Annotated in this window: 17 protein-coding genes; 6 read left to right on the top strand and 11 right to left on the bottom strand. The window is 59.1% G+C overall.

Annotated features, from left to right (window positions below):
• Positions 1–139 precede the first annotated feature (139 nt).
• From NMA52_RS02775 to NMA52_RS02755, 5 genes are all read right to left on the bottom strand, one after another.
• Positions 140–2,959: a 7TM diverse intracellular signaling domain-containing protein gene (locus tag NMA52_RS02775; protein ID WP_254826111.1), complete on the bottom strand. Its 2,820-nt coding sequence runs from the start codon at positions 2,957–2,959 to the stop codon at positions 140–142.
• Positions 2,960–3,086: 127 nt separating this feature from the next.
• Positions 3,087–3,920 (bottom strand): mechanosensitive ion channel domain-containing protein, encoded by an 834-nt coding sequence (locus tag NMA52_RS02770; RefSeq protein WP_254826110.1) that lies wholly within the window; start codon positions 3,918–3,920, stop codon positions 3,087–3,089.
• A 50-nt stretch (positions 3,921–3,970) separates the two neighbouring features.
• Positions 3,971–4,213, bottom strand: coding sequence for a hypothetical protein (locus NMA52_RS02765; RefSeq protein WP_254826109.1), 243 nt, complete (start codon positions 4,211–4,213; stop codon positions 3,971–3,973).
• A 70-nt stretch (positions 4,214–4,283) separates the two neighbouring features.
• The gene (locus NMA52_RS02760) at positions 4,284–4,859 is read right to left on the bottom strand and encodes an RNA polymerase sigma factor (RefSeq protein ID WP_254826108.1); all 576 of its coding nucleotides are present in this window, start codon (positions 4,857–4,859) and stop codon (positions 4,284–4,286) included.
• Between the two features lie 94 nt (positions 4,860–4,953).
• On the bottom strand, positions 4,954–6,297 hold the full coding sequence (locus tag NMA52_RS02755; protein WP_254826107.1) for a DUF1593 domain-containing protein: 1,344 nt from the start codon (positions 6,295–6,297) through the stop codon (positions 4,954–4,956).
• A gap of 150 nt (positions 6,298–6,447) precedes the next feature.
• Here NMA52_RS02755 and NMA52_RS02750 point away from each other — a divergent pair, with 150 nt between their 5' ends.
• Complete coding sequence (locus NMA52_RS02750) at positions 6,448–6,894, top strand: hypothetical protein (RefSeq protein WP_254826106.1); 447 nt, start codon at positions 6,448–6,450, stop codon at positions 6,892–6,894.
• 87 nt (positions 6,895–6,981) lie between these two features.
• Here the strand turns inward: NMA52_RS02750 and NMA52_RS02745 are convergent, their stop codons facing one another.
• Complete coding sequence (locus NMA52_RS02745) at positions 6,982–7,596, bottom strand: protein-tyrosine-phosphatase (RefSeq protein WP_254826105.1); 615 nt, start codon at positions 7,594–7,596, stop codon at positions 6,982–6,984.
• A 110-nt stretch (positions 7,597–7,706) separates the two neighbouring features.
• Here NMA52_RS02745 and NMA52_RS02740 point away from each other — a divergent pair, with 110 nt between their 5' ends.
• Both NMA52_RS02740 and NMA52_RS02735 read left to right on the top strand, forming a co-directional pair.
• Positions 7,707–8,171 carry a hypothetical protein gene (locus NMA52_RS02740; protein WP_254826104.1) on the top strand — a complete coding sequence of 155 codons (465 nt, stop codon included), beginning with the start codon at positions 7,707–7,709 and terminating at the stop codon, positions 8,169–8,171.
• 330 nt (positions 8,172–8,501) lie between these two features.
• Positions 8,502–11,072 carry a CHAT domain-containing protein gene (locus NMA52_RS02735; RefSeq protein ID WP_254826103.1) on the top strand — a complete coding sequence of 857 codons (2,571 nt, stop codon included), beginning with the start codon at positions 8,502–8,504 and terminating at the stop codon, positions 11,070–11,072.
• On the opposite strand, the gene NMA52_RS02730 is transcribed toward NMA52_RS02735, so the two are convergent.
• Positions 11,069–11,938: a hypothetical protein gene (locus tag NMA52_RS02730; RefSeq protein ID WP_254826102.1), complete on the bottom strand. Its 870-nt coding sequence runs from the start codon at positions 11,936–11,938 to the stop codon at positions 11,069–11,071. The genes NMA52_RS02735 and NMA52_RS02730 overlap by 4 nt on opposite strands.
• Before the next feature lie 521 nt (positions 11,939–12,459).
• Positions 12,460–12,678 (bottom strand): hypothetical protein, encoded by a 219-nt coding sequence (locus NMA52_RS02725; RefSeq protein WP_254826101.1) that lies wholly within the window; start codon positions 12,676–12,678, stop codon positions 12,460–12,462.
• A gap of 213 nt (positions 12,679–12,891) precedes the next feature.
• Between NMA52_RS02725 and NMA52_RS02720 the strand changes: the two genes are divergently transcribed.
• Positions 12,892–16,368, top strand: a complete 3,477-nt coding sequence (locus NMA52_RS02720) for an AsmA-like C-terminal region-containing protein (RefSeq protein WP_254826100.1) — start codon at positions 12,892–12,894, stop codon at positions 16,366–16,368.
• Here NMA52_RS02720 and NMA52_RS02715 read toward each other — a convergent pair whose 3' ends face one another.
• The 3 genes from NMA52_RS02715 to NMA52_RS02705 all read right to left on the bottom strand — a co-directional run bounded on the left by NMA52_RS02715 (position 16,369) and on the right by NMA52_RS02705 (position 18,244).
• Entirely contained in the window at positions 16,369–16,911 is a 543-nt protein-coding gene (locus tag NMA52_RS02715; RefSeq protein ID WP_254826099.1) for an ester cyclase, read from the bottom strand.
• A gap of 80 nt (positions 16,912–16,991) precedes the next feature.
• On the bottom strand, positions 16,992–17,774 hold the full coding sequence (locus tag NMA52_RS02710) for a tetratricopeptide repeat protein (protein WP_254826098.1): 783 nt from the start codon (positions 17,772–17,774) through the stop codon (positions 16,992–16,994).
• An 11-nt stretch (positions 17,775–17,785) separates the two neighbouring features.
• A complete protein-coding gene (locus tag NMA52_RS02705) occupies positions 17,786–18,244 on the bottom strand; it encodes an RNA polymerase sigma factor (RefSeq protein ID WP_254826097.1) in 459 nt (152 codons plus the stop codon).
• Between the two features lie 257 nt (positions 18,245–18,501).
• On the opposite strand from NMA52_RS02705, the gene NMA52_RS02700 reads away from it, so the two are divergent.
• Together NMA52_RS02700 and NMA52_RS02695 are read left to right on the top strand one after the other, a co-directional pair.
• Positions 18,502–19,899 carry a DUF5723 family protein gene (locus tag NMA52_RS02700; RefSeq protein ID WP_254826096.1) on the top strand — a complete coding sequence of 466 codons (1,398 nt, stop codon included), beginning with the start codon at positions 18,502–18,504 and terminating at the stop codon, positions 19,897–19,899.
• 245 nt (positions 19,900–20,144) lie between these two features.
• Positions 20,145–23,339 (top strand): TonB-dependent receptor, encoded by a 3,195-nt coding sequence (locus NMA52_RS02695; protein WP_254826095.1) that lies wholly within the window; start codon positions 20,145–20,147, stop codon positions 23,337–23,339.
• Positions 23,340–23,359: the final 20 nt, after the last annotated feature.

Genomic DNA, 23,359 nt, shown 5'->3' with positions numbered 1-23,359 from the left:
TCAAAGCTATCGGGACTGGAGAGCACTTACTTTCGGTACCGTGGCAATACTTTACGCTATTGTTGAGAACGCCCCTTACGGATATTCGCGACATTGTTGCACGCCGACGAGAAATAGCTCATAATTACCTTGCTATAAGCTACTTACGTGTCGCACTCGGACTTTCCCCAAAGGTTTCCTTGAATACCTGCGAAAAATAAACCGGCGTCCGGAAACCGACCCGGAAGGCAATCTCCGCAATACTCAGTTCGGTGGATCCGAGGAGTATCCGGGCCTGTTGCAGCCGGATATGCCGTACGTAAATGGCGGTCGACATCCCGGTCAGGGCCTTCAGCTTCCGGTGTACCTGTGACCGGCTGAGGTGTAATTCCCGGGCCAGGTCATAAACCGAGAAATCTTCATCCTCCAGATGATCCAGGACGATTCGCTCCACCTTTTGAATGTAAGTATCCTCCCGATTTTCGGTGGATACGACCGACTGGTTGCTGATCAGAGTGCTGCTATATTTCCGCTGCAGCGTTCGCCTAACTTCCAGTAACTTCTCCAGGCGGATGGTCAACTCTTCCTTATTGAATGGCTTGACCAGGTAGGCATCGGCTCCCCGCGCCAGTCCGGCGACCTTATCCTCCGAATTTGCCTTTGCGGTGAGCAAAATGATGGGAATGTGACTGGTCCTATCGTTATTTTTCAGAATGCTGCACACTTCGAATCCATCCAATTCCGGCATCATTACATCACAGATGATTATGTCGGGCAATAACTCTAGCGCCCTGTCGACCCCATTTTTTCCGTTTCGGCACACCAGGATTTGATACTGCTCCTCCAGGCAGCTCTGCAGGTAGTAGGCTACGTCGGCGTTGTCCTCAATAATCAGCAGGATGGGTAGATCATGCGGGTCAACGCCGGCTTCCCCGTCGTCCGCTAGTTGTGCGGTGCCGTAAGCGGGTGGCGGAGTATACGTATGATGGGCGGATTCCGGACCGACGGGTGCAACGTCCGTAATCGGAAGATCGACCGTAAAACTGCTGCCCTTGTCCACCACACTTTCCACCCGGATGCTTCCGCCCATAGTGTGTACCAGGTCCTGGACCAGGGCCAGTCCAATGCCGGTGCCCACTTGTCCGTATCCGGCATTGACCCGGTGAAAACGGTCGAAAACATGGACCAGCTCCTCCGCGGCGATACCGATGCCGGTATCTCTGACGGTGAGCCGAAGGACGGCCCCCTCATCCCTGGTAATTTGTTTAATGGCAACCGTGACCTTCCCGTAGGCCGGTGTGAATTTGATCGCGTTGCTCAGCAGGTTGGTCAGGACCCGTTCAAGTTTTCCGGCATCAAAGTCCATCGACAAGACGGGCACCTCGGCATAGAATTGAAGGCTGAGCTGGTGCATGCGGGCAAATGACTCGTGCATCTCTACGAGGGATCGGAGGAAAAGGACAACGTCGGACTGCCGCACGTCCGATTCCATTTTACCAGCCTGGAGTTTGGACAGATCGAGCATCTGATTGACGAGGGTCAGAAGGTCCTGGCTGTTCTTCCTGATGAGGTTCAGTCGCTTCCGGGTTTCTTTTTCCGGATGCTTTTCCAATTCCGCGGCCATTCCTTCGATCACGGTGAGGGGCGTCCTGAACTCATGGGTAATATTAGAATAAAAGCGGCTTTTGAAGGTATCCAACTCCTGGAGGCGGAGCGCTTCGGACTTCTCCTTTTCTTTTTCGATCTCGACGCGTGTAATATCCTGCTGTAGTCGGTTGTACTTGTCTGCCAGGGCGAGGGAGAAAACGATCGATTCCACGGCACCGAAGGCAAAGGTCGCGGAGGGCGTTCGGAAGTAGTTGACCAAAGCGGTATCGGGAAGCCAGGCCAGCGCGTCAGCGCCCGCGTAATGGAGGGAGGTAATCGTTATTCCTCCCAGCAGGAAAAACTGTCCGAGAATGAAGAACCGGGCCCGGCTATACCCCTTGACGTAACTGGAAATAGCCAGAATGAACCCGACGATGACCGGCAAATTCCAGGTAGTGATGCGGGCCACTCCGGTAAAGTGGAATGCGCCCGTCAGGTTCAGCATGAACTGTATTCCGATAAGCCCGATGCACGCCTTGAGTACGCGGTCCCAAACCGGATGTCGGATGCGGGTGACTAAAAAATTTCGCACGAAATTCGTGTAGGCTATCCAAATGACCGGGTCCGCAATCTTTTTAATATAAAATGCCAGTTGCGGATATCCGGGCGAAAAGTACTGCGTCCATTTGGACGGTGCCGAAGCGAATAAGGTCATAAAACTGAGGGCGAAGGAGAAAATGTATACCGTATACCATAGGTACGTTCTGTCCCGCAGGGATAGGTACAAGAAAAGATTATACAGCGCCAGGCCGAACATGATCCCGAAGGTGATCCCGTCCAGGTAATGCGTAAAAGATTTCCCCGCCAGGGCGGATAGCGATGGTTTTATAACAAGATTTATCCTGTCTTCCCGGCGAAAACGACCACTGGATTCGAAGTTGGCAAGTACTGCGTACTCGGCGTTCGGGCGGGCGAGAAAGGTGTTGATGTGGGGGTGGCCGAGTATGCCCAGATTAAGCCGCGACACGTGCCCGGTTGAGTCCCGGAAATACAGCCTGACGTAATCCCAGTAGTAAGACTCAAAAATTATCCACTGTTCCCTTTCCGTTGGATTGACCAGTACGAACCGGGCCCAGTAGTTCGACAACGACGGCCTGGTTTTCGTGGTGTTGGGCCCGAACAAACTATCCGGAGCGACGAAGAGATTGGTAGCTGTCCAGGAGCCGTCTTCGTCGGCCATCACATCCAGCTCTTCAACGAGTACCCTCGTCCAGTCACCGTGGGCGGAAATTTCGACCCGAGTCTGAGCCCCCACCCCGTGCGTCGTACAGCACACCAACGCGCCAAGGAGGAGACCATGGAGCACGGAAACGGCATCTACGGAAGTTTTCATCGCGGCACTAGGTGTTCACTTAATATAGTGCCTATGCGAGGGAATCACTACCCTAATCGTCCACCATGACCCGGACCGCCCCCCCGGGTACCCCTATACTGAGTTTGTCAATCGTACCGGCCGTCCCCTACCCCTCAATAATCAGTACCGGGTTCTTGATCAGGGTCTGGCTCGGGATCACCAACTTCTCCTGGTCGTTCAGTTGTAGGGTGACCGACAGCCCGGTGATGGACACGACCCGGCCACGCTGGCCCGCGACTTCAATGACCTGGCCCACCTTCACGACCCGGCGGTTGAAAAAGCCCGCCAGAATGTTAGCCATCACCTCCCGCGACGCAAAGCCGTAAGAAATAGCGGCGGCCAGCATGATGGCCCCCACGATGACCAGCATATTGGAGGTAATGATCCCCGTATCGACCCCGGCCTGTTCCAGGGCGGTGAGGGATACGATCAGCAGCAAGAGGTAATAAATGACGGAGCTGATGACGCGTCCGGCACTGATGCCGAGACTACCCGTTGCACCGCGTATCGCATTGCGGATAAAGGTGACGATGTAGAAACCGATGATGAAGAAGATCACGGCCGCCAGCAACTGCGGCAGGTAACTGAGCAACTTCGAAATTTCCGTCGACACGGCGGACCAGCCGATGGTATCCGCAGCCGTAATGATGACCACGAGCATCAGCACCCAGTAGATAAAGCGGCCGATCAGGTCCGAGGGGGTCCGCTTCACGTTGGCGCGCGCGATCATCGTATTGGCACCTACGCGGTCGGCGAGCGCGTCGAACTTGGCCACGGTGAGCAGACGCACCACCCCCCGCGAGATCAGGCGGGCGAGCAGCCAACCCAGCAACAGGACCACGATGGCCGCGAAGACCCGGGGCAGGGCCACCATGAAGGTTCGCCCCATGGCCTGGAGACTGTCCACGAATAGGAGAGAATAATCGGTTGCTTCGTTCATCGGATTTGGGTAAGTGATATGGGGTAAGGGCGTGGAAAGGGGGAGCGTCGTTAGTCTTCGGGGTGCTTTTCTCCGTCCGGATCGGTCAGCAGATCCAGAAATTCGGTGGCGGCACCGCCGAATTTGCCGGTGAACAGATCACCTACCTCGCCCATGAGATCGATGAGATCCAGGGTGCGGAACACCTCCTGCCGCAGTTCGGGCGGGGGCCCCGGGCGGGCTGCGGCTTCCTCCTGGGCGAGCTGCTGAAACCGGGCCTCCAGCAGGAGATTCATGGTGGATTTCTTGCTCATGGGCAGGGCATTGGGGCCATACGAATATAGGGACTGCGGACCGGCCGCCGGGCAGTGTTCGTCGGTCGGTTCATGCGTTCTCTATTTGTCGGTACAGATCGGCCAGATGGGCGCGGCTGCGCTTCAGCCGCATCTTCACGGCGCTTTCACCGAGGTCGAGGAGGCGGCCGATCTGTTTCACCGAGAGCCCTTCCTGGTACTTCAGTAGCAGGATGATCCGTTCCTCCTCCTTCAACTGATCGAGCATCCGGGCCAACTGCGTAATGCGGATCTCGCCGAGCATTTTTTCGGTGAGTTCCCGCTCGCCGGTATCCGCCGGCTCCCGCTCGGGCTGAATCTCCTCGAAGCGGAGGCGTTTGTTCTGCCGCAGGTAAGTGACGCAATGGTTGTAGGTGATCGAAAATATCCAGCTGGTCAACCCGCCGGGATTTTTGAGTTTATCCAGGTTCGTAAACACCTTGATGAACACGTCGTGCGCCAGGTCGTGGGCCACCGCGTCGTCCTTGACCATCGATCGGCACTTGAAGTACACCCGGTCGGCGTAGCGGGTGTAGAGTTCGTTCAGGCACTCCTTGTCTCCGGACCGGCATCCGTGCACCAGCGCTTCGCTCGTGGGCTCGATGTTACCTAGGGTGGAGAGTTCCAATGTGCAGGGAAGCCGGGTATGGTGATGGAGTAATCGGCGGCACCTTGAACCGCAGTCGGGGGCAAGTTAGTAAACCTTTCCCTACCCCCTCACCCTATCCGCCGCCGCCGCTCACGTCCACGATCATGCGCCGGTAGGCAGTCAGGCCGGGAGTTCCTTCATCCCGCATTTCCAGAATAAAGTGCAACTGCTTGCCCGCCGCGTCTTCCGGAATGCTGATGCTACACCGGGCGGCCGTGCTATCCCCGACCGCAACCGGTCCGGCGTAGGTGCCGGGTGCCGCGTAGTACGTCCACCGGTAAGATAGATCGTCGCCGTCCGGATCGTGGGAGCCCGCCGCGCTCAGCGCAAGGGAGGTGCCGGGCGCGGCCCGGGTAGTGAGTACCCGCCGGGACGTATCGCCGTTCAGCAGCGCTACCGGGTGGTGATTGGCGGCCGTGTAGTCGTCGGTGACGGTCCAATCCATACGGGCGGCAAAATCGTCGTGAATGGCGTCGCTCCAGCGGTCCTGGGCTTCGTTGGTCAGGGTATTTCCGTACATGTAGTAGGGGTCGTATCCGGACTCGGCCCCTGGGTCGATCTTGGCAACCTCCGACATGCCGCGGATGCCCGCCTGCTTGTCGAAGCTGAACCGGCCGCCCCAGCCCCCCTGATCGATCCGCTCCGGATCGTTGAGACCGTTGGGGTATACGTGCAAAAAGGCCGGCGAATCGCCTTCGGTGGCCCACACGCGGTCGGGGTAGACGGCGCCCAGCGGTCCGTGATTCTGAATGTGCTCGTCGAGGTAGGCGTCTGTGGGTTGCCAACCGTAGACCTTGGTGGCACGGATGTAGAACACTCCGGGAAAGGTGCTGGCGATCCAGGCCCCGGCATCGTCCTGCCCCAGGATGTCGAACAGGCGGAGTTTACTCAGGAATGCCGCCAGCGCCGCCGGGGAGCGGGTTTCGCGAACGGTCCAGATGGCCTGGGCGACGGTGTTCATACCACCCCAGCCCATCACCCACACGGGGCGGGGATCGTCCCGGTCAACGGAGGCGATGATGAGGTCCGAGCCCGGACTATTCTTGCCCGTGCCCACGTCCCCCATTCCGTAACCCGTCTGTCCCAGTACGGAGATGGACTTTAGGTGGTCGGGAGTGGGAAATCCCGGAGCGTGGACCCGCAGATTAGGGTATGCCTTGCCGTAGGCGTCGACCAGTTTGTCGAGCATGGCGGTATTATCCTGCTCTTTCTTCCAGCAGCCGGTGGCGACGATCAGGCCCTCGATGTCATACAGATCGGACGACACCAGCTGGCGCACCAGGGACTGCTCGTCGTCCGGATCGGCCCCCAGATCGGTGGTATTAATGATCCGCGGCTTTACGAAGTCCTGCTGGGCGGCGAGCAGGGGACTCAGGCAAGTTAGCACGATGAGCGCGAATGAAAAGGTAGTTGGCATGACCGCTTATTAGTGTAAGCATTAAACTTACTTCCGTTTGTATGGAGAAACAAGCCGGTCGCGGGGTCCTGGTTCATCTACTCCGCGGCCGGCGGGCGGGTAGCCGGTATATTGCGGTGTTCTCCCGCGAATTATTGCAAATATCCCTCCATGAAGATCGCCGTCACTTCCGCCAGTGGACAACTGGGTGCCGCCACCGTAAGATCACTGAAAAAGATCGTAGACAGCAGCGACGTCATCGCAATGGCGCGGACGCGGGAGCGGGCCGATGCCTACGCCCGGGTGCTGACCGACGACCGCCACAATGGTCAAATTTACTCCCTGGCCGGTCCGGCTATTACCCAGCACGAATTGGTCGACTGCCTCAACGAGGTATTCGGCACCACGCTGCATTACGAAGCCGTAAGCGTCGAGGCCTACCGCCGGGATCGCACCGCCGAACTGGGCGAATTCATGGGAACGATCATCGCCGGCATATATCAGGGTATTCGAAATGGCGCCATGGACGTCCCGTCCGATTATCCGGCCGCCGCGGGCAGGGAACACATTAGTATCCGGGAAGCGATGCGGCGCTTCCGGGAAGGCGCGGCGGAATAGGTAGCTTTCCGGTAAAATCGTCGGCTCCCGCGCTCCGCCGCAACCTAAATTTCCGTCTACCGAGCACGGTGAGCGGGTGCTCCACCGCTAATCCTCCCCGAAGGCAAAGAACAGTTCCCGTCCGATCTGCCGCACCCGCTCGTCGTAGCGGTCCGCTTCCTGGGGGGTGCCGTCGGCCTCCTTAGGGTCGTCGTAGGTAAGTGGCAACCGCAATTGCGCGCCGGGAATAAAGGGACAATTCTCGTCGGCGTGGGAGCAGGTCATGATGGCGGCGAAATCCTTAGCGGGGTTTGCCGGGTCGTCGAACACCTTGGACCAGCACGTCAGCGGTGGGGCGTCGGGCGAGAAGCGGACAACGTAGCGCGGATTGTCGCCCCCCGGATCGTCGATCGCGAAACCGGCCCGCTGCAGGGCGGCTACGGCCCGGGGGTTGAAGGCGGTCGCTTCCGTCCCCCCGGAAAACGTCTGGACGTGCGGTAAGTCGTAGTAATGCGCCGCTACCGAGGCCCAGATCTGCCCTAGGTGACTGCGTCGGGAGTTGTGGGTGCAAATAAAGTTGAGGGCGGCCGTGGTGTCCGATTTTTCGTGAACGAAGCGCCGGAGTCGCCGCAGGCGTTCCTTCCGATCGGGGTCGATAAGGTTCGCTGCCGTTAACAGCCCGGACACGTAGTCCGCCAGCCGTGGAAATAATTCGCTCGCCATGGTATCCCTTTTTTTGGCGGCAACGCGCGGGAGCGGGCTTAGTTCTTAAGAGCAAGCTAAAACCGGCCCTTTCGGTGACCCTTTTCGGCGCGTCCACGTCTTAATGGGTGATGCACGTACTCCTTATCTTTCTCGTACTCTTTCTGCCCTATGGACTCGTCGGTCAGTCCGACTCCCTGCTGCGCGCCACCCCCTGGCAGGAGGAGGGTACCGGATACGTACTGCGGTTTACTCCCGACGGGACCTTCGAGCAGGATTACGGCGAGGACGCCCGCAACGGCCGCTACCTGATGGGCCGGTACGCACTGGACAGTACGCAGCGGATCGTCACCTTGTCGGTCGATTATTTTCTGGGAAAGACGCGCGTACCGGTGCGTTACCGTCGCGGGCAGGATTTCTATTTGGACTACCGCATCGAGGCGCTCGACTCCACGACGCTCATCCTCACGGATCTGCTGACGGACAAGATCCGCACCTTCGTGGCTATCCCCGAAGATCGCGAAGATCCCGCGCTTCGCCGTATCCCCAAGCCGCCGGTGGGCAAACTGAAACTGCCGGAGGGCTGGGGCATGTAGCGACGGCTTGAGCCGTCACGCTGACTGTACTACGTTACGTGTAGCGACGGCTTCAGCCGTTACGCTGCCCCTACTACGTGCAAGTGACGATCACGTGTAGCGACGGCTTGAGCCGTCACGCTGTCCGTACCACGTGCAAATGACGGCCACATGTAGCGACGGCTTCAGCCGTTCTGCTGCCCCTACCACGTTACGTGTAGCGATGGCTTGAGCCGTCACGCATCCACCCGTTTGCACGTAACTGGATCGTGGTGTAACTTGGAATACCACACCTGAGCCATGCCTTTTTTCCGTCTCTTGCCCTCGCTTTTCACGTTATGCCTCTTAGCAATGGCCTGTAGCACCGACGAACCCATAGACGGTAATTCTGACGTGCTTTCCGTCCGCGACCAAGTGCTCCGTACCGAACTCGACAGCTTGCGGGCATCCTACGAAGCTCTTGAACTACCCCACGCCCTCGCGCACGCCCGCAGCCTGCGTGCCCGTCTGGATGCTACACCAGAACCCGTGTCCGGGGCCCTGCGGGCGGAGCTGTACCAATACCTGGCGATGTTGCATTTTGATCGGCAGGCGTTCATAGATTCCATTGATTTCTACGTTAATGCTGCCGCTCCCCTGGTATCCCTTTCCTCACCTCCCGTGTTGCGGGCCCGGCAACTCCTGTGCCAGGCGTATAACGGCTTCGAGGATTTTACCTGGTTGGAAATGCAACTATACGCTCAACTTGGTCGCCAACTACTAGAACGGAATCGGGACGAAGCCTCCTGCCTGTACGGTCTACTATTATTGATCGAGGGGCGGGCGGCCAAACAACATGCCCGGACCGTTAAGGAACATCGCATACAACGTATGTTCTGGAGCATCAGCGACAAGCGCATTCGTCAGGCCTGTCGGATACTGGCCGAGGTGGGCACACCTTGGGAATACTTTGCCCGGGAACATTTCATCCTGCTACTGATTAATCACCCCGAAAACGATCCCGCCATACCCGTACTAGTCGATGAACTGGCAGCGGAGATTGATCAGTTTTCTATTCCCGCCCGTCACCTGCACGTCCGTAATCGCCTGTTGGGGTACTGGCACAATGCTCGCAATCGTCCCATCAGCGCGACTTACGCCTACCGCGGACTGATGGCAAGCGACTCCGTGTTCATGGGGAAACGACTCGGCGAAGCCCACTATTTGCTAAAACTGCACAGCCTGCAGCGAAATGACTATTCCGCGGCGCTGGATCTCATCACCCGCAATATGGAACAAGAGCGTTGCTGTCCACCGGATATCGATCCCGCTTCCCCCGACGCGGTGTTAGATTGTAAGCAGCAGGGTAGCTGTATTCACTTCATACGGGCGCAGGCCGAGGTGTACCAACAATGGGCGGCTACCGAAGATATTCCTGCCCACGGCAAACGGGCTTTTCATTACGCCCAGGAAGCCCTGCGGGGCTACGAAGGGTCATACCGACAGTTTCGGGAGGAATCGGTCCTTAACAAGAATCTTGGCCTTGGCGACCGCATCATTACTGCTGCCCTGACAACCGGCGCGGAACAGGCCGCTAAAGCCGGTGGAGAAGGCTACCACGAGGCCGTTCTGCACGCCATGGAATTCGGAAAGACCCTGCTGCTCACGAGAGAAATGCTGGACGCCACCCGGGCCATTCTCAACAACCGGAAGGACGGTACAATGGACAGCCTGCGCCAAGTGGAAACGGAGATTCTTCTGCTGAAAAACACCTTCCACCGGTCAATGAACCTATCCCTGACCGACTTGCTTCGCTTCAACCGATTCACCCAGGATGCCACCCAAGCGAAGCGTCGGCTGGAACGCGCAACACGGGCGAGTGTCTACCCAGTGGAGCTCTCCGCAGGCGTACCCTCATTAGCGGAGATCCGGAAAAGCCTGACACCCCAGCAGGCGATGATCCAGTACGCCGAAACCAAGACCGACCTGTATGCGCTATACGTTGATGTGGATACCAGCGTGGTGTTTTCACTGCCCCGGCAGCGTACAATTACCCTGTCGGACAGCCTGTATCGCGTACTCAGTCAACTTACGGCTTGCCCAAAAGAACAGTATGCAGCCCTTGCCGCCCCCCTATTCAAGGTACTTCTGGGCCCCGCATGGCCCGCACTGCGCCGGCGATCCGAGTTGTTGGTCGTGCCCAGTTCGTCACTCAGCGAACTCCCCTTCGCCGCACTTGTCGTAACGAACACTACACCGATCGAATCGGCTTCCCCACCTTACCTGATTCAGTCGCACCGCATTCGCTACCTCGCCAGTTGGCGGAGCGAGCAACAGCGCGCGGTACTCCGTCGGGCACTCGAGCATCCCGGAGACCCCATAGCCGGTGTCTGGACCAACCCGGATTTAGACCGGTACTTATCCGGCCTGGCGAAAATTGTCCTGGAGGGTACGGGTAGTGGAGGGGTGCATTACGAAGGCAACAATTGCACGAGCAGAAGCTTCCTGCGCGACGCAGGTCGCTACGACTGGCTGCAGCTCTCCGTTCATGCCCGGGGTGATGCCGGCAGTATCCACGGCAACCATCTGTACCTAAGTCCACGGGACAGCCTAAATGGAGTGTTCATCGGACAAAAGATTCTGCGGGCACGCTTGGTCGTTCTCGCCGCCTGTTCCACCGCCAGGGGGTACGCCAATCGTTTGGAAGGCACCTATAGTTTGCGCCGCAGTTTTCACCGCGCGGGAGTGCCGGACGTAGTTTCCTCCGTCTATAATATTCCCGCCGGGGCGACGGCCGGTCTGCTGTCGCACTTCTACGGCTCGATGTTTTCGGGCGCTACGCCAACCTCCGCCCTGGCCGACGCCCAGCGCAGTTGCCTGCGCGGTGAACTGGGTCCACGCTGGTCCTGGCCGGGCTACTGGGCAGGCATGGTGGCGGGTTAGATGCGCGGGAGCCACGGCCAGTTGTGGAGCTTGCAAATCCAGATATTCGGTCCGTCAAGGTAGGTGGGCCAGTAGGCGACTAAGGAGTTGCTGTCTTTTTTTATGCGGTCCAACTTAATTTGTCCCCTCTGACCTACCGCGAAAATTGGTGCCCAGAGAATAGTTCGGTCAGGAGCTATTACCGCTACCATCACCACAGGCGATTGATTTAAGCCAAAGAACCTGTATCTGAGTTTACGGTATAGCCCGGGTTTGTCCTGGTTATCCTCCAATGCCCGCCTCCAATCCCATTCACCAACCAATAGATTACCAGCTTCGTCCATGACGGGTAATACGCATGGCCTGGTCTCCTCATTTGCAAATACAGTGATCCACATATCCGCCCAAAATCCCTTCAAGGAGTCCCTACCATGACAATGTTCATGTTGTGCATAACTACCTTTGGTGTATGTAGGTGGTTCGTCTTTCCTCAGATTATTCAACAAAATAATTTCACCTGAAAGTGAATCTTCGTCCCATTCGACCATATTCTCGCGTGAGGAAAAGTATTTACGCACTCTGCTTGGATTTTCGAGCTCAAGCACTCTCCGCATATAGCGTGGCACAGCCATTGGGGTAAGTTGGCAGTAATAAAAATTATCTGACTTCGCAGCGTCAACACCAGTTGCGGCGGTGGTGCCAGTTGAAGCAGTCTCTACGTTCTTCCCTGGTGCTGATCGCAGGGCAAAACACGTCTCATCGGGGAAGTAAAACTCCTGAAATACGGCCGGGTCCACTTTTGGGGAAGTCGTTGCGGATGATCCGGACCGACCCGCTGCAGTGGATCTCGTTTCCAATTTAATGTGTTCGTACTTATCGTGGTGCATATCAATAGTGGTTTTAGGTATTAGCCTACCAGCCGCCCCCGGGAACGGAAGTGGATATATCCTGGATGGTATGATACAGGCGTCTAATACCGGCGGATCGCCGCGCCCGATTCAATGGGTATTCGTTAAATAATGCGCATAGTGAAACGCTCTAAATCAATATAGGGGCATTAGTCCCCATCACGCAAGAGCGAGACCTGTTTTTCATACCGAACGGTAGATGAAAATCCCGCCCGTCGCCGCATCCCCAAACCGCCGGTGGGCAAACTGAAACTGCCGGAGGGCTGGGGCGTGTAGCGACGGCTTCAGCCGTTATGCTGACTGTACTACGTGCAAATGACGACCACATGTAGCGACGGCTTCAGCCGTTATGCTGTCCGTCTTGCTTTTACGAATTCAGCCCGACGGCTCAAGCCGTCGCTACACGTAGGAAGAGCAGCTTGACGGCTCAAGCCGTTGGTACTCGGCAGCTCTACGGCTCAAGCCGTCGCTACACCACAGCCCGACGGCTCAAGCCGTCGCTACACGTCGGTGAGGCTCCGCAGGAGGAGACCGAGATCGGGGGAAAGACCGACGACCGGGATATCGTGTTTGCCACCGAAATTGGAGCGATCGGTGAAGCAGGTGGAAAAGTCGCGGATCTTACCGACGGAAGCGCTGACGCGCCGGCGGAGTGAATCGTCGGAGGCTTCCGAAAAGTCGTAGGTCGGGATGGTGGAGGTAGGGACGGAATCGTTCACGGCGTATAGGAATTTGGTAGTGGCGGGTCGGGGCGGCGTTTTCCTCTTTCGTACGCTGGTTCATCGGGCTTCACCCCCCGAAGTAACCCACACGATCGTATTTTTGGACCTCCCGACCAGTCGGACCCCCTGACTACCAGTGCGTTTGCTCCCGGTTCCGCGGCAAACTCCGCTCTACTAATTCGGGTTCTATCCAGGCACCCGCTCTACCCCATGCTGAAAAAGATCCTTCTCTGGACCGCCGCGCTTGTCACCCTTCTCCTGCTCGCGGCGGTCGGTGCGATCTTTGCCCTCGACCGCTACCTCAACACCCACGAGGAAAAACTGCTCCACGAATGGCTCCCCACCGCCGGACTGGAGGTAGCTTTCCGCCGGGTCGACGTACGCCTATGGGACTCCTTCCCCCGGGTTACCGTAGCCGTAGACAGCCTGGTGCTACGGGACACCCTGCGCCCGGCGGACGTCCCCCCCCTCCTCACCCTGCAGCGCTTCCGCACCGAGTTTTCGGTTGCCGAGTTACTGCACGATTCCATCGAACTGCGTAATCTCGACCTGAGCCACGGTCGTATTCATCTGGCGACCGACTCAGCGGGGTACACCAATACCGGTCTGCTCTTCGACCGTGATACTACGGCTCCCGCGTCCCCGCCCAAATTTCACGTCAAGTGGGACGGACTCACCATGCAGCTGACGGACATCGACGTGGTCTACCTCCACGCGCCCCGCCGTAAACACCTGGAGGCCCACCTGAATTCCGTGCGCGGTACCGGTCGGCGAGCCCCCCGCGGCGGCGTAGACCTCTGTACCGAAGTCGATCTGCACGTGGCCGGGCTGGCCTTCAACACCGATAAGGGCGCCTACCTGACCGATAGTCGGGTCAGTGGCGAACTCGACGTGCGCGTCGACCGCGAAGGGTGGAACGTAGCCCCTACCCGTCTGCGCATCGGCGATCAGTTCTACGAGGCTGCCGCTCACATCGCGGCCACCAAGGGGGAGCCCAATCAAATCCGGCTGCGCAACGATTCTACCGACTACCTCGCCTCCCGGGCGCTGCTCCCCCGCGAACTGCAGGAGAAGCTGAGCGAGTATACCATCCGGGGCCGGTTCCCGGTACGCGCCGAGATCAACAGCACTTTCCAGCGGGGTGAGAACCCGGAGGTAAACATCGACTTTCGCCTTACGGGGCAGGACGTTCAGCTCAAGGGTTACGCCTTTCGGGATGCCAAGGCCACGGGCCATTTCGTCAACCGCCTGGACGAAGCCGCCGGCGGTATACCCGGCAGCCGCAAAAATTTGCGCTTCGATCTCGACAGCGTAAGTGCCTACCAGGGGCGACTACACATCACCATGCCCCGTGCGACCGTCATGTCCAGCGATACGGACACCCGACTGCTGGCGCCGGTGCGCGTGTCCGGCCCCGCTTCCGCGGTGAGTCAGCGCCTGAAGAATCGCGACTTTTTCTTCGATCGCGGACGCTTCGCCTTCACGACGGAAGCGGACGTCTCCCTGCTGGCCTCCATGCAGGACCTTCTGACGGCCAGCAACGGTATCCTGCGGTTCAGTGACATCGACGTGGTGTACGAACCGGCCGACGTTCGCTTTCCGTTCGCCTTCATCCAGGTGGGAAAAAGCGGGCAAGACATCGGATTTCACCTGCACAGCGGTCCCCTACCGACCGGGGTGTCCTTCGAACTTATGGGCAACATCGACAACCTCACCCCCCTGCTCTTCGACCGCCCGGGAGAACAGATTCACACCGACGTCACGCTGCTGGCTCCCCGGATCGCCTGGGAGGATTTCCGGTCGTTCTTCGGCCAGGACGGGGTCTTTCCGACCGACACCGTAAGCCGGGAGGAACGGGAGGTGCAATCGATGAAAACCGCGCTGCTCGGTCTGCAAAACACCTTCCGCCCCCGCGTGGACGCCCGAATCGACACGGTGGCCTACTACGACGTCTTCACGCTCCACGACCTGCGTACGGGCCTCTACTTCGCCGCGGACACCCTCATCCTCGACCGTACCTCCTTCGACTGGGCCGGCAGTCAACTCGCCTTCGGGGCGCGGCTCGATCTCGGCCAAGCGGGCCGCACCCCCTTCGACCTGCTCATGCAGGCCGATCACCTCAATTTGAACCGTCTCCGGCCTACGCTGGATTACTTCGGTCCTCAGTTGCCCGCCGAACTGGATACCCTGCCCGACGATCTGTCCATCCGTTTCGCCCACCGGGGGATCATTGAGGATACCGTCGGCATTTCCCCGGATCATAATTCCGGAAGCCTCGCCTTCGATGACGGCCGCGACCGCCTGTTTTCCGGTGAGCTGACATACCAGCCCGGGCCCCTCGGCATCGAAAGCCACACCCGCCTACGGGGAGACCCCCTGATCGTCAACACGCTGTTTCGGGCGGAAGATTTCTTCTTCGGTACCGGCAACTTCACCATCGACCTCGACCTGCAGGGAACGCCGGCAAATATGGAAGAGCTGATCCGGACCGGCCGTATGCAGCTGCGCATCGACAGCAGCCGGGTAGAGTACCGGCCCGGCCAGATCTACGTGCCGATCCGACGGTTTGCCGTCGATGTCGAGGACGAGCGCGCCCGCTACCACCTGGAATTGTTCTCCGACTCCATCCAACGCTCCGTGGAAATGAGCGGAGAGCTGGACCGGCTCACGGGCTTCCTCTTTCCCGAGTCGGGCCGGGGATTCAGCGTACGCACCGACGCCCGGGCCGCCAGCCTGCACTGGTCGGACCTCAATCAGTTCGTCCGCCCCGAAAAGGTCGACACCTCCGATTTCGATCTGCAGTCGTGGGTATCGGCCACGGGGGGCGTGTTTAACACCTTCCGCCCCAATCTGAGCCTGGCCATCGACACCTTCTGGACCGGCCGCCAGGAACCCATCCTGGATCTGTATTCGGGTCTCCGGCTGCGGGATTCCACCCAACTGATTCTCGAAAACTCCGGCTTCACCCTCGGCGAGGGGCGGGTGCAGTTTGCCGCTACTTATGCCCTGGACGACCGGCAACGGTCACCCTTCACGCTGGAATGGCACAGCGACTCCCTGTCCCTGGAACAACTCGTGGACCGGCTCGGCGAGCTGGATTTCCGGCTCCCTGACGGAGCGGGCAAGCTCCGCGGCCGCCTGTCGATGAGTGGCTTTCTCGACGGGCAACTCGACGAAGGAACCCAGCAAATCGTGTACGATCGTACCCGGGGCACCATCAACTATGCACTGACCGATATGGAGCTGGTCGAATGGCCCCTGCTGACGAACATCGGGCGTAAGGCCTTCATGGAGAAGCGGTTTCGCCATCTGCGTTTCGCCCCCCTGCGCGGAGAAATTCGATTAGACAGTGGCCGGGCCGTTATCCCCCGGATGGAAGTACAGTCGACCGGTTTTCAGGTTTTCGTGGAGGGTGAGTACGATCTCGCTACCGGTCCCGATCTGCTGATCTCCCTGCCCCTGCGCAACATCGGTCGCGGCACCATGGACGAAGCTCCCGAACCCACCGGATACGCCCGCTCGGGATGGAAGGTCTATTTGCTATCGGTCGCCGGCAAGGAGGGGAAACCAAAAATGAAATTTCGCCTCGGCCGGCGCCGCTACTTCAAAGACCGCGGTCGGTTGCAGGAATTCCTCGAGTTGCGGGCTAAGTGGCGGGAGGAACGGCGGGCGGCCCGGCGACGGTGATCACTTAGATTCGGTGGAGGGTGGCGTAATGGTGTACCCGAGGTCGTTCAGAATAGCCGCTTCGTTAAAGTAACTGCGGTCCTCGACGATCTTTCCATCGTCATCGAAGGTCAGTACGGTCATTCCGTGGGTTTCGATGGATTTGCCCGTTGGGGGGACGTCGCCGAAGTTGCCTTCGTGGGTGCCTCGCGCCGACCACGACGTGAATACCCGGTGATCGTCGATGACCTGAATTTCGTGATCGTAGGCCACGTCCGGAAAGGCTACCCGGAAGTACTCCATGAGTGATTTCATTTCGCTTACACCGCCGACCAACTCCCCGTTTGAATAGCGCTGGAAGTTCGGAGCCAGGAGAGCGTCCAGTTCATTCATTTCGGTTTCGGTCCACATCCCGAAAATTTGGTCGTTGGCCTCCCGCATGGTTTGTTCCAGGGCCTGCCGGTCGGGCTCGGCTTCCGGCCCGGTGGAGACTTCGTTATCGGTGCAGGCGGACGCGGCGAGGAGAAAGAAGCAGAGAGCTGCCAGTAGAGAAAAGGATCGCATGTAACAGTGTGTGGGTGAGTGAATCAGCCTTAATATAGGTGTTACACGGCGTATTCACCCGGTTGCTTCCGGTTTTACCCTTATTCCAGCTCCTTTACCCGGCGCAGCAGGGATTCCCGGCGCAGGACGAAATCCGGGTCAGCGGGGGCCGCGACGGTCAGTTGCTCCCGTGCGGCGGCCACGTTTCCGAGCTTCAGTTCGGCCAGTGCGAGGTAGTAGCGCACGGCAGCCTCGTCGAAAGAGCCGTAATTGCCGGAGTCGAGCAACTCGCGCAGCAGTTCGCGTGCCCGCTCCGGTTCGCCGGCTCCGAAGGCGGCAACGCCGGCGTAGAGGAGGTTAAGGCTGTCCAGCGTACCGTTGGCTACGGCCGCGATTATTTTCGGGTAGGCTTCGGCGTAGCGACTGTTGTCGTAAGCTATGACGCCGGTAGGATCTTCATCTCGTTGCGGACCGAGTCGGGCATCATCCCGGATGAGCCAAGTAAAATTCTCCTCGGCCAGGCGTGCCGCCGGGTCGGGACGCGGGAGAATCCACCAACCGGCCGCCAGCAACAAGAGTACCGCTGCTGCCACGGCCAACCACCGACGAACGGGCAGCTTACGGACCACGGCCGGGGGAGCGGCGGTTGCCATCTCGGCCTCGAAGCTACGGAAGGTGTTCCGCAGATCTTCATCCTCCTGACTAGCCTGGTCGCGAAGTCCGTAGCGGTAGACGGCTTCCCACTCCGCCACCTGTCGGGCGAGCGTTTCGTCCTGCCCAAGACGTTCGCGGAGCCGGTCGGCGGCTTCCGTTGGTAGCTCCCCGTCGTAGTAGGCCTCGATCTGGGCCAGTAGTTCCGGTGTCAGCCTATCCGGTGGGGTCATGGTTGGTGCATTTATTTGGAAATTCCGTACAGGGCACGCAGCCGCACCATGCACTTGGCTTTATTGTTCTTCGCCGAGGCCGCGTTCTTATATCCCAGGATATTGGCGATGGTTTCCCAGTCCAGTTCCAGGAAGTAGAAATGGGACAAGAGCTGCCGGCACCGAGTGCCCAGCTGTCGCATGCGGGCGTAGAGCAACTTGCGGACTACGTCGCCGTCCACCTCGTACTCCGGAGTGACCAGCGGGGCAGGCAGTTCTTTGGCTTCGCGGTATTGCTCTCGGTCGCGTCGTTTAAGTTTCAAGTATAGGTTACGCCCTACGGCGTTTAGGTAGGTATCGAGGCGGGCCGACAGTTCGGTCAGGCGCCCCGAGCGGACGTTCCTCACCAGTACGATCATGGCCTCCGTAAAGAGTTCAACGGCCAGTTCGCTCCGGTTGGGACGATCACGGTCGATGACCCGCCCGAGCAAAAAACGGAGACAGGATTCACGATATGTGCCGTACACCGATCGAAGCGCGGCGGGATCTCCGCATCGAATGGCCTCCAATATTTGCGCGTCGTTTAATGCAGTCACCTGTTGATACCGGGGTTTAGCTATGGTAACCTAATGTACAGACATTTTAACAACTGGGGCCGGTCCGAAAATCGTCACCGACAATTTGCTGAGTATAGGTTACTCATAATCGCCGCGGGGTATGAATGCCGTGAACATTCAAATTCCAACACATGCGAACCCCCTTCCCCCTTCTCTGGCTGAGCCTCGTACTTGCCTCCGCCGCGATGACCGCGCAAACTTTTCCCGGCCTCACGGCGGACAATTACGCCGGCGTGCACGGGCTACTGCTTAATCCGGCTAGTATTGCCGGCTCCCGCACCGCCTCCGAAATTCACCTCGGCAGCGTTGCCGCAACCGTGAACAACGATTACCTCACCTTCCGAACCAAGGAGCTCGGCGCGAAGCTGGACGATGAGTTTGAATCCCTCGTACTCCAGCGCAATCCCGGAAGCGATCGCTCGCTTAACGGGGCTGTCGACGTACTCGGTCCGTCACTGCTCATCAGCTTCGGCAAGCACACCGGCGTCGGTCTGCTTACCCGCGCCCGCACGATGTACAGCGGCCGCAACTTCAGTGGCCAGCTTATGGAGGGCATCCAGGGCAATCTGGGCGACTTCAACGATTTCTCCTTCGATCAGCGCGATCACCACACTACCCTCCACGCCTGGGGGGAGGTCGGTCTTGCCATCGCCACCGAGATCGTGCGGCAGGAAAAGCACGTCGTGAAGGCGGGCGCCACCTTTAAGTATTTACAGGGACTGGGGGCGGTATTCACCTACGGCGACGCCCTCACCGGAGCGTACGACGCCAACCGCGAGGAGCTGGATATTTCCGGCGACGTCACCTTCGGCCGCAGCCAGCAGTTCTACGTCGACGATCTCACCTTCGACAACCGGGCCGGCGGCTTCGGCCTCGACCTGGGAGTCATCTACGAGTGGCGCCCTACAGCTGGAAAAGTCGGAGAGGACGGTCAGCCCGGGTACCCCCACCGCCCCTACCGCCTGAAGGTGGCGGCCTCCCTCATGGACCTCGGCAAGATCTCCTATGACGACGCCTACATGGCTGACTATCGCGTCAACGGCACGATTCCCCTGGAACAGGCCGAGCGGGGTGACGTCGAGGCCGTACTGGACGACAACTTCGGCGGCACCTACCGGGAAGCTATGGTTGCTATCGGCCTGCCCACTACGCTCAATCTTCTCGTGGATTACCGCGTCACCGAAAAGCTGTACGTAAGCGGACTGTATACCTCCCCCGCCGGGCCCACGGAACGACTTTCCACTAATCTGACGCCGACCGTCACTTTCGCGCCGCGGCTGGAGGGCCGGGTCGCCAGCCTCTATCTGCCGTACTCCATGCGCGCCGGACAGGACAACACTCTCGGGCTGGGTATGCGGTTCGGCTTCCTGACAGTCGGGTCCGGTTCCATCGTCAGCTCCTTCCTCAGCGACGGTGCGCAGGCCGCCGACGTGTTCGTGGGACTCAAATTGCCGTTTCACCGCAAATTCAAGAAGGATAAAGCTTCGAAGGGTAAGGGCGGGGACGCGGGAGCCGTGGCGTTCCGGTAAGCGGTATTCTTCCAACGCACAGCAATTTGACGGAAGCTCCACCACCGAGCGGGCCCGCACCACGATCGTGCTGCGGGCCCGCTCCCTATATAAGGTTAGGAATGAACGCTATTAGCTCACTACTTTATTCGCAGTGTCACCATACGTTCAAATTAAATTTTTTCTTTAGTCATTCGATTGCTACTTTAGTCGGCAGACACCCATAAGTCTCCTTTAGAACACTAATCAACTAAGTCAACTTGATCATGCGAATTTTACTCCCCCGCGGGGCGGCCGCCTACCTGATGGTGGTGGCTTGCACCTTGTTTGCTAATCTGCTTTCCGCCCAGATCACCGGCACGGTAGTGGATGCGGATACCGGCGATCCGCTCATCGGCGCCTCCATTTTGATCAAGGGCACCACTTCCGGCGTCGTGACCGACCTGGACGGGGCGTATTCTATCGACGCGGAACCCTCGAGTGTCCTGGTCATCAGTTACACCGGCTACCAAACCCAGGAGGTGCTGGTCGGCGACGCCTCGGTTGTAGACGTAACCATGACATCGGGCGAACTGCTGGAGGAGGTCGTCGTAACGGGCTACACAGCCCAGAGTAAACGGGATATTACCGGCGCCGTGGCTACCGTGGATTCCGAGGAACTGCTGGCCGTTCCGGCCACCACCTTCGCCCAGCAGTTGCAGGGGCGTGCCTCCGGCATCACCGTGGTCAACGACGCGACGCCGGGGGGAGAGGCGACCATTCGCATCCGGGGCTACGGTACGGTAGGCAATAACAGCCCGCTGTACGTGATCGACGGGGTACCTACCCGCAACCAGAATAACCTGAATCCGAACGACATCGAATCTCTACAGGTGCTCAAGGACGCTTCGGCCGCCTCCATTTACGGATCGCGGGCCGCCAACGGAGTGGTCATCATTACCACCAAGAAGGGCAAGCTGGGTAAGCCCACCATATCCTACAACACCTACTACGGCCTGCAGAACGCGGCCCAGGACGTAGACGTACTGAACGCCGAGGAACTGGGGCGGTACCTGTACCTGGCCGATCTGTACGCCGGCAAGGATCCCTCCCACGGCCAGTACGACTTCGGACCGAACGGGGAGGTAAGTATTCCAAACTACGTCTTCCCCAGCGGCGCCGAGACCGCCAACGAAGCCGAGTACTCCCTCACGCCCGAAAACATCAACGCCATCACCCGTTCGGCGGATACCGACTGGTGGGACGAGGTGACCCGCTCCAACGCCCCCATTCAGAACCACCAGGTCTCGGCAACCGGAGCTACGGAATTCGCGCGCTACGCCTTCAGCCTGAACTACTTCGACCAGGAAGCCATTACGCGTTTCGTTTCGTACGAACGGATGTCGCTACGGGCCAATACGCAGTTTTCGGCCATCGGCGACCGACTGCGGATCGGGGAAAACTTCACCATGTCCTTCGGCAACCGTAAGGGGGGATTCAGCAATAACAGCGAGCAAAACGCCGTATCCGGCTCCTACAAGCACCACCCGCTGCTGCCCGTCTACGACATCGCCGGAAACTTCGCCGGAAGCCGCGGGGCCAACCTGGGCAACAACTTCAACCCCTACGCCGTACTGGCCCGGGATCAGGACGATCGCAGCTACAATCTGCGTGCCTTCGGCAACGTCTACGCCGAACTCGACATCATCGACGACCTGACGTTTAAGACCAGCTTTGGCCTGGACGCCAACACCAACCGCAACCGCAACATCGGCCGCCCCCAGCCCGAGTACGTGGAGGGTAACTTCATCAACAGCCTCGGCATCGGTGAATCGTACGAGTACGAATGGGTGTGGACCAACACCGTCAGCTACGCCCGGGAACTCTCCTCCGACCACCAGATCTCCGGCCTGGCCGGCGTGGAAGCCATCAGTGGCTTCGGAGAGTTCTCCAACGCCAGTCGCCAACGCTTCCCCTCCGAGGACAATTCGATCATCTCCTATCTTAACCTCGGTGACCTGACCACCGCCAGCAACAGCGGCGGCACCTTCAAGGACTTCTCTCTTTTCGGGGTCTTCGCCCAGGCCAACTACGCCTTCCGCGATCGTTACCTCGTACAGGTGATCGGACGTTACGATCAGTCGTCGCGCTTCCTGACCGCCGATAACGCCGCCTTCTTCCCCTCCGTCAGCCTGGGCTGGCGGGTATCCGATGAACCCTTCTTCGCGGGACTCTCCGGCGTATTCAGCGACCTGAAACTGCGGTACGGCTGGGGACAGACGGGCAACCAGGAGATCGGCGATTACAACAGCTTCACGACTTACCGCTCTAATATCTTCAACGCCGGTTACCCCATCGACGGAAGCACCGGCTCGCCCGTCATCGGCTTCGACGCGGCCAGCTTCGGTAACCCCCTGGCGCAGTGGGAAACAACTACCTCCAATAACCTGGGCTTCGACGCGGCCATGTTCAACAATCGGCTGGACGTGGAGCTCGACCTCTGGAACCGGACCACGACCGACGTACTGTTGCAGGTACCCATCACCTTCAGCGCCGGCGATGCCTCCCCCCCCGCCTTCAACGTCGGAGAGGTATCCAACAAGGGTGTGGACCTCGGACTTAATTGGAACGGCGGCACGGGCAGTTTCTACTACAGCATCGGCGGTAACTTCTCTACCTACCGCAACGAAGTGGTGGCCCTCAACGATCCCGATGCCCGCATTTTCGGCTTCGGCTCCCGCGTGCCGTCCATGACGGTTACCCAGGCCGGTCAGCCCATCTCCTCCTTCTTCGGTTTTAAGACCGACGGAATTTTCCAGAGCCAGGCCGAGGCCGATGCTCACCCTGCCTACGGCAGCTACAACGCCCCCGGTAAGTTCCGTTTCGTGGACGTCAATGAGGATGGGGTGATCTCCGACGCCGACCGTACCATCATCGGTAACCCCCACCCCGACTTCACCTACGGCGTAAACCTGACCCTGGGCTACGGCAACTTTGAGTTGAACATCTTCGGCAACGGCTCCCAGGGCAACGACATCTTCAACTACACCCGCTTCTTCGCCGACTTCAATACCTTCCAGGGCAACCGTTCGAAACGAGCACTGTACGACGCTTGGCAACCCACCAACCCCACTGCGCCCCGCGAACAGTGGGTAGCCGCCAACCCCGGCGCGACCTCACCGATCATGGACGCCAACGACCAGATCAGCAGTCAGGTCTCGGATTACCTCATCGAGGACGGAAGCTTCTTCCGCATTCGGAACATCCAGTTGACCTACAGCTTACCGACTGACCTGGGTTCCCGCCTCGGCCTGTCCAATGCCCAGGTATACATCCAGGGGCAGAACATGATCACCATCACCAAATACAACGGCCTTAACCCGGAGATTCAGTCCAACACGGACACTACCCTGGGTTTTGACGGCGGCTACATGCCCGTGTCGAGAACCCTGCTCTTCGGCCTGAACGTCAGTTTTCAGTAGGCCCTCCAACCGGACCGGGC

The organism is Lewinella sp. JB7 (assembly GCF_024297185.1).
GTDB lineage: Bacteria > Bacteroidota > Bacteroidia > Chitinophagales > Saprospiraceae > Neolewinella.
The sequence above is the reverse complement of the archived record's forward strand: the minus strand, read 5'-3'. Positions and strand labels throughout refer to the sequence as shown.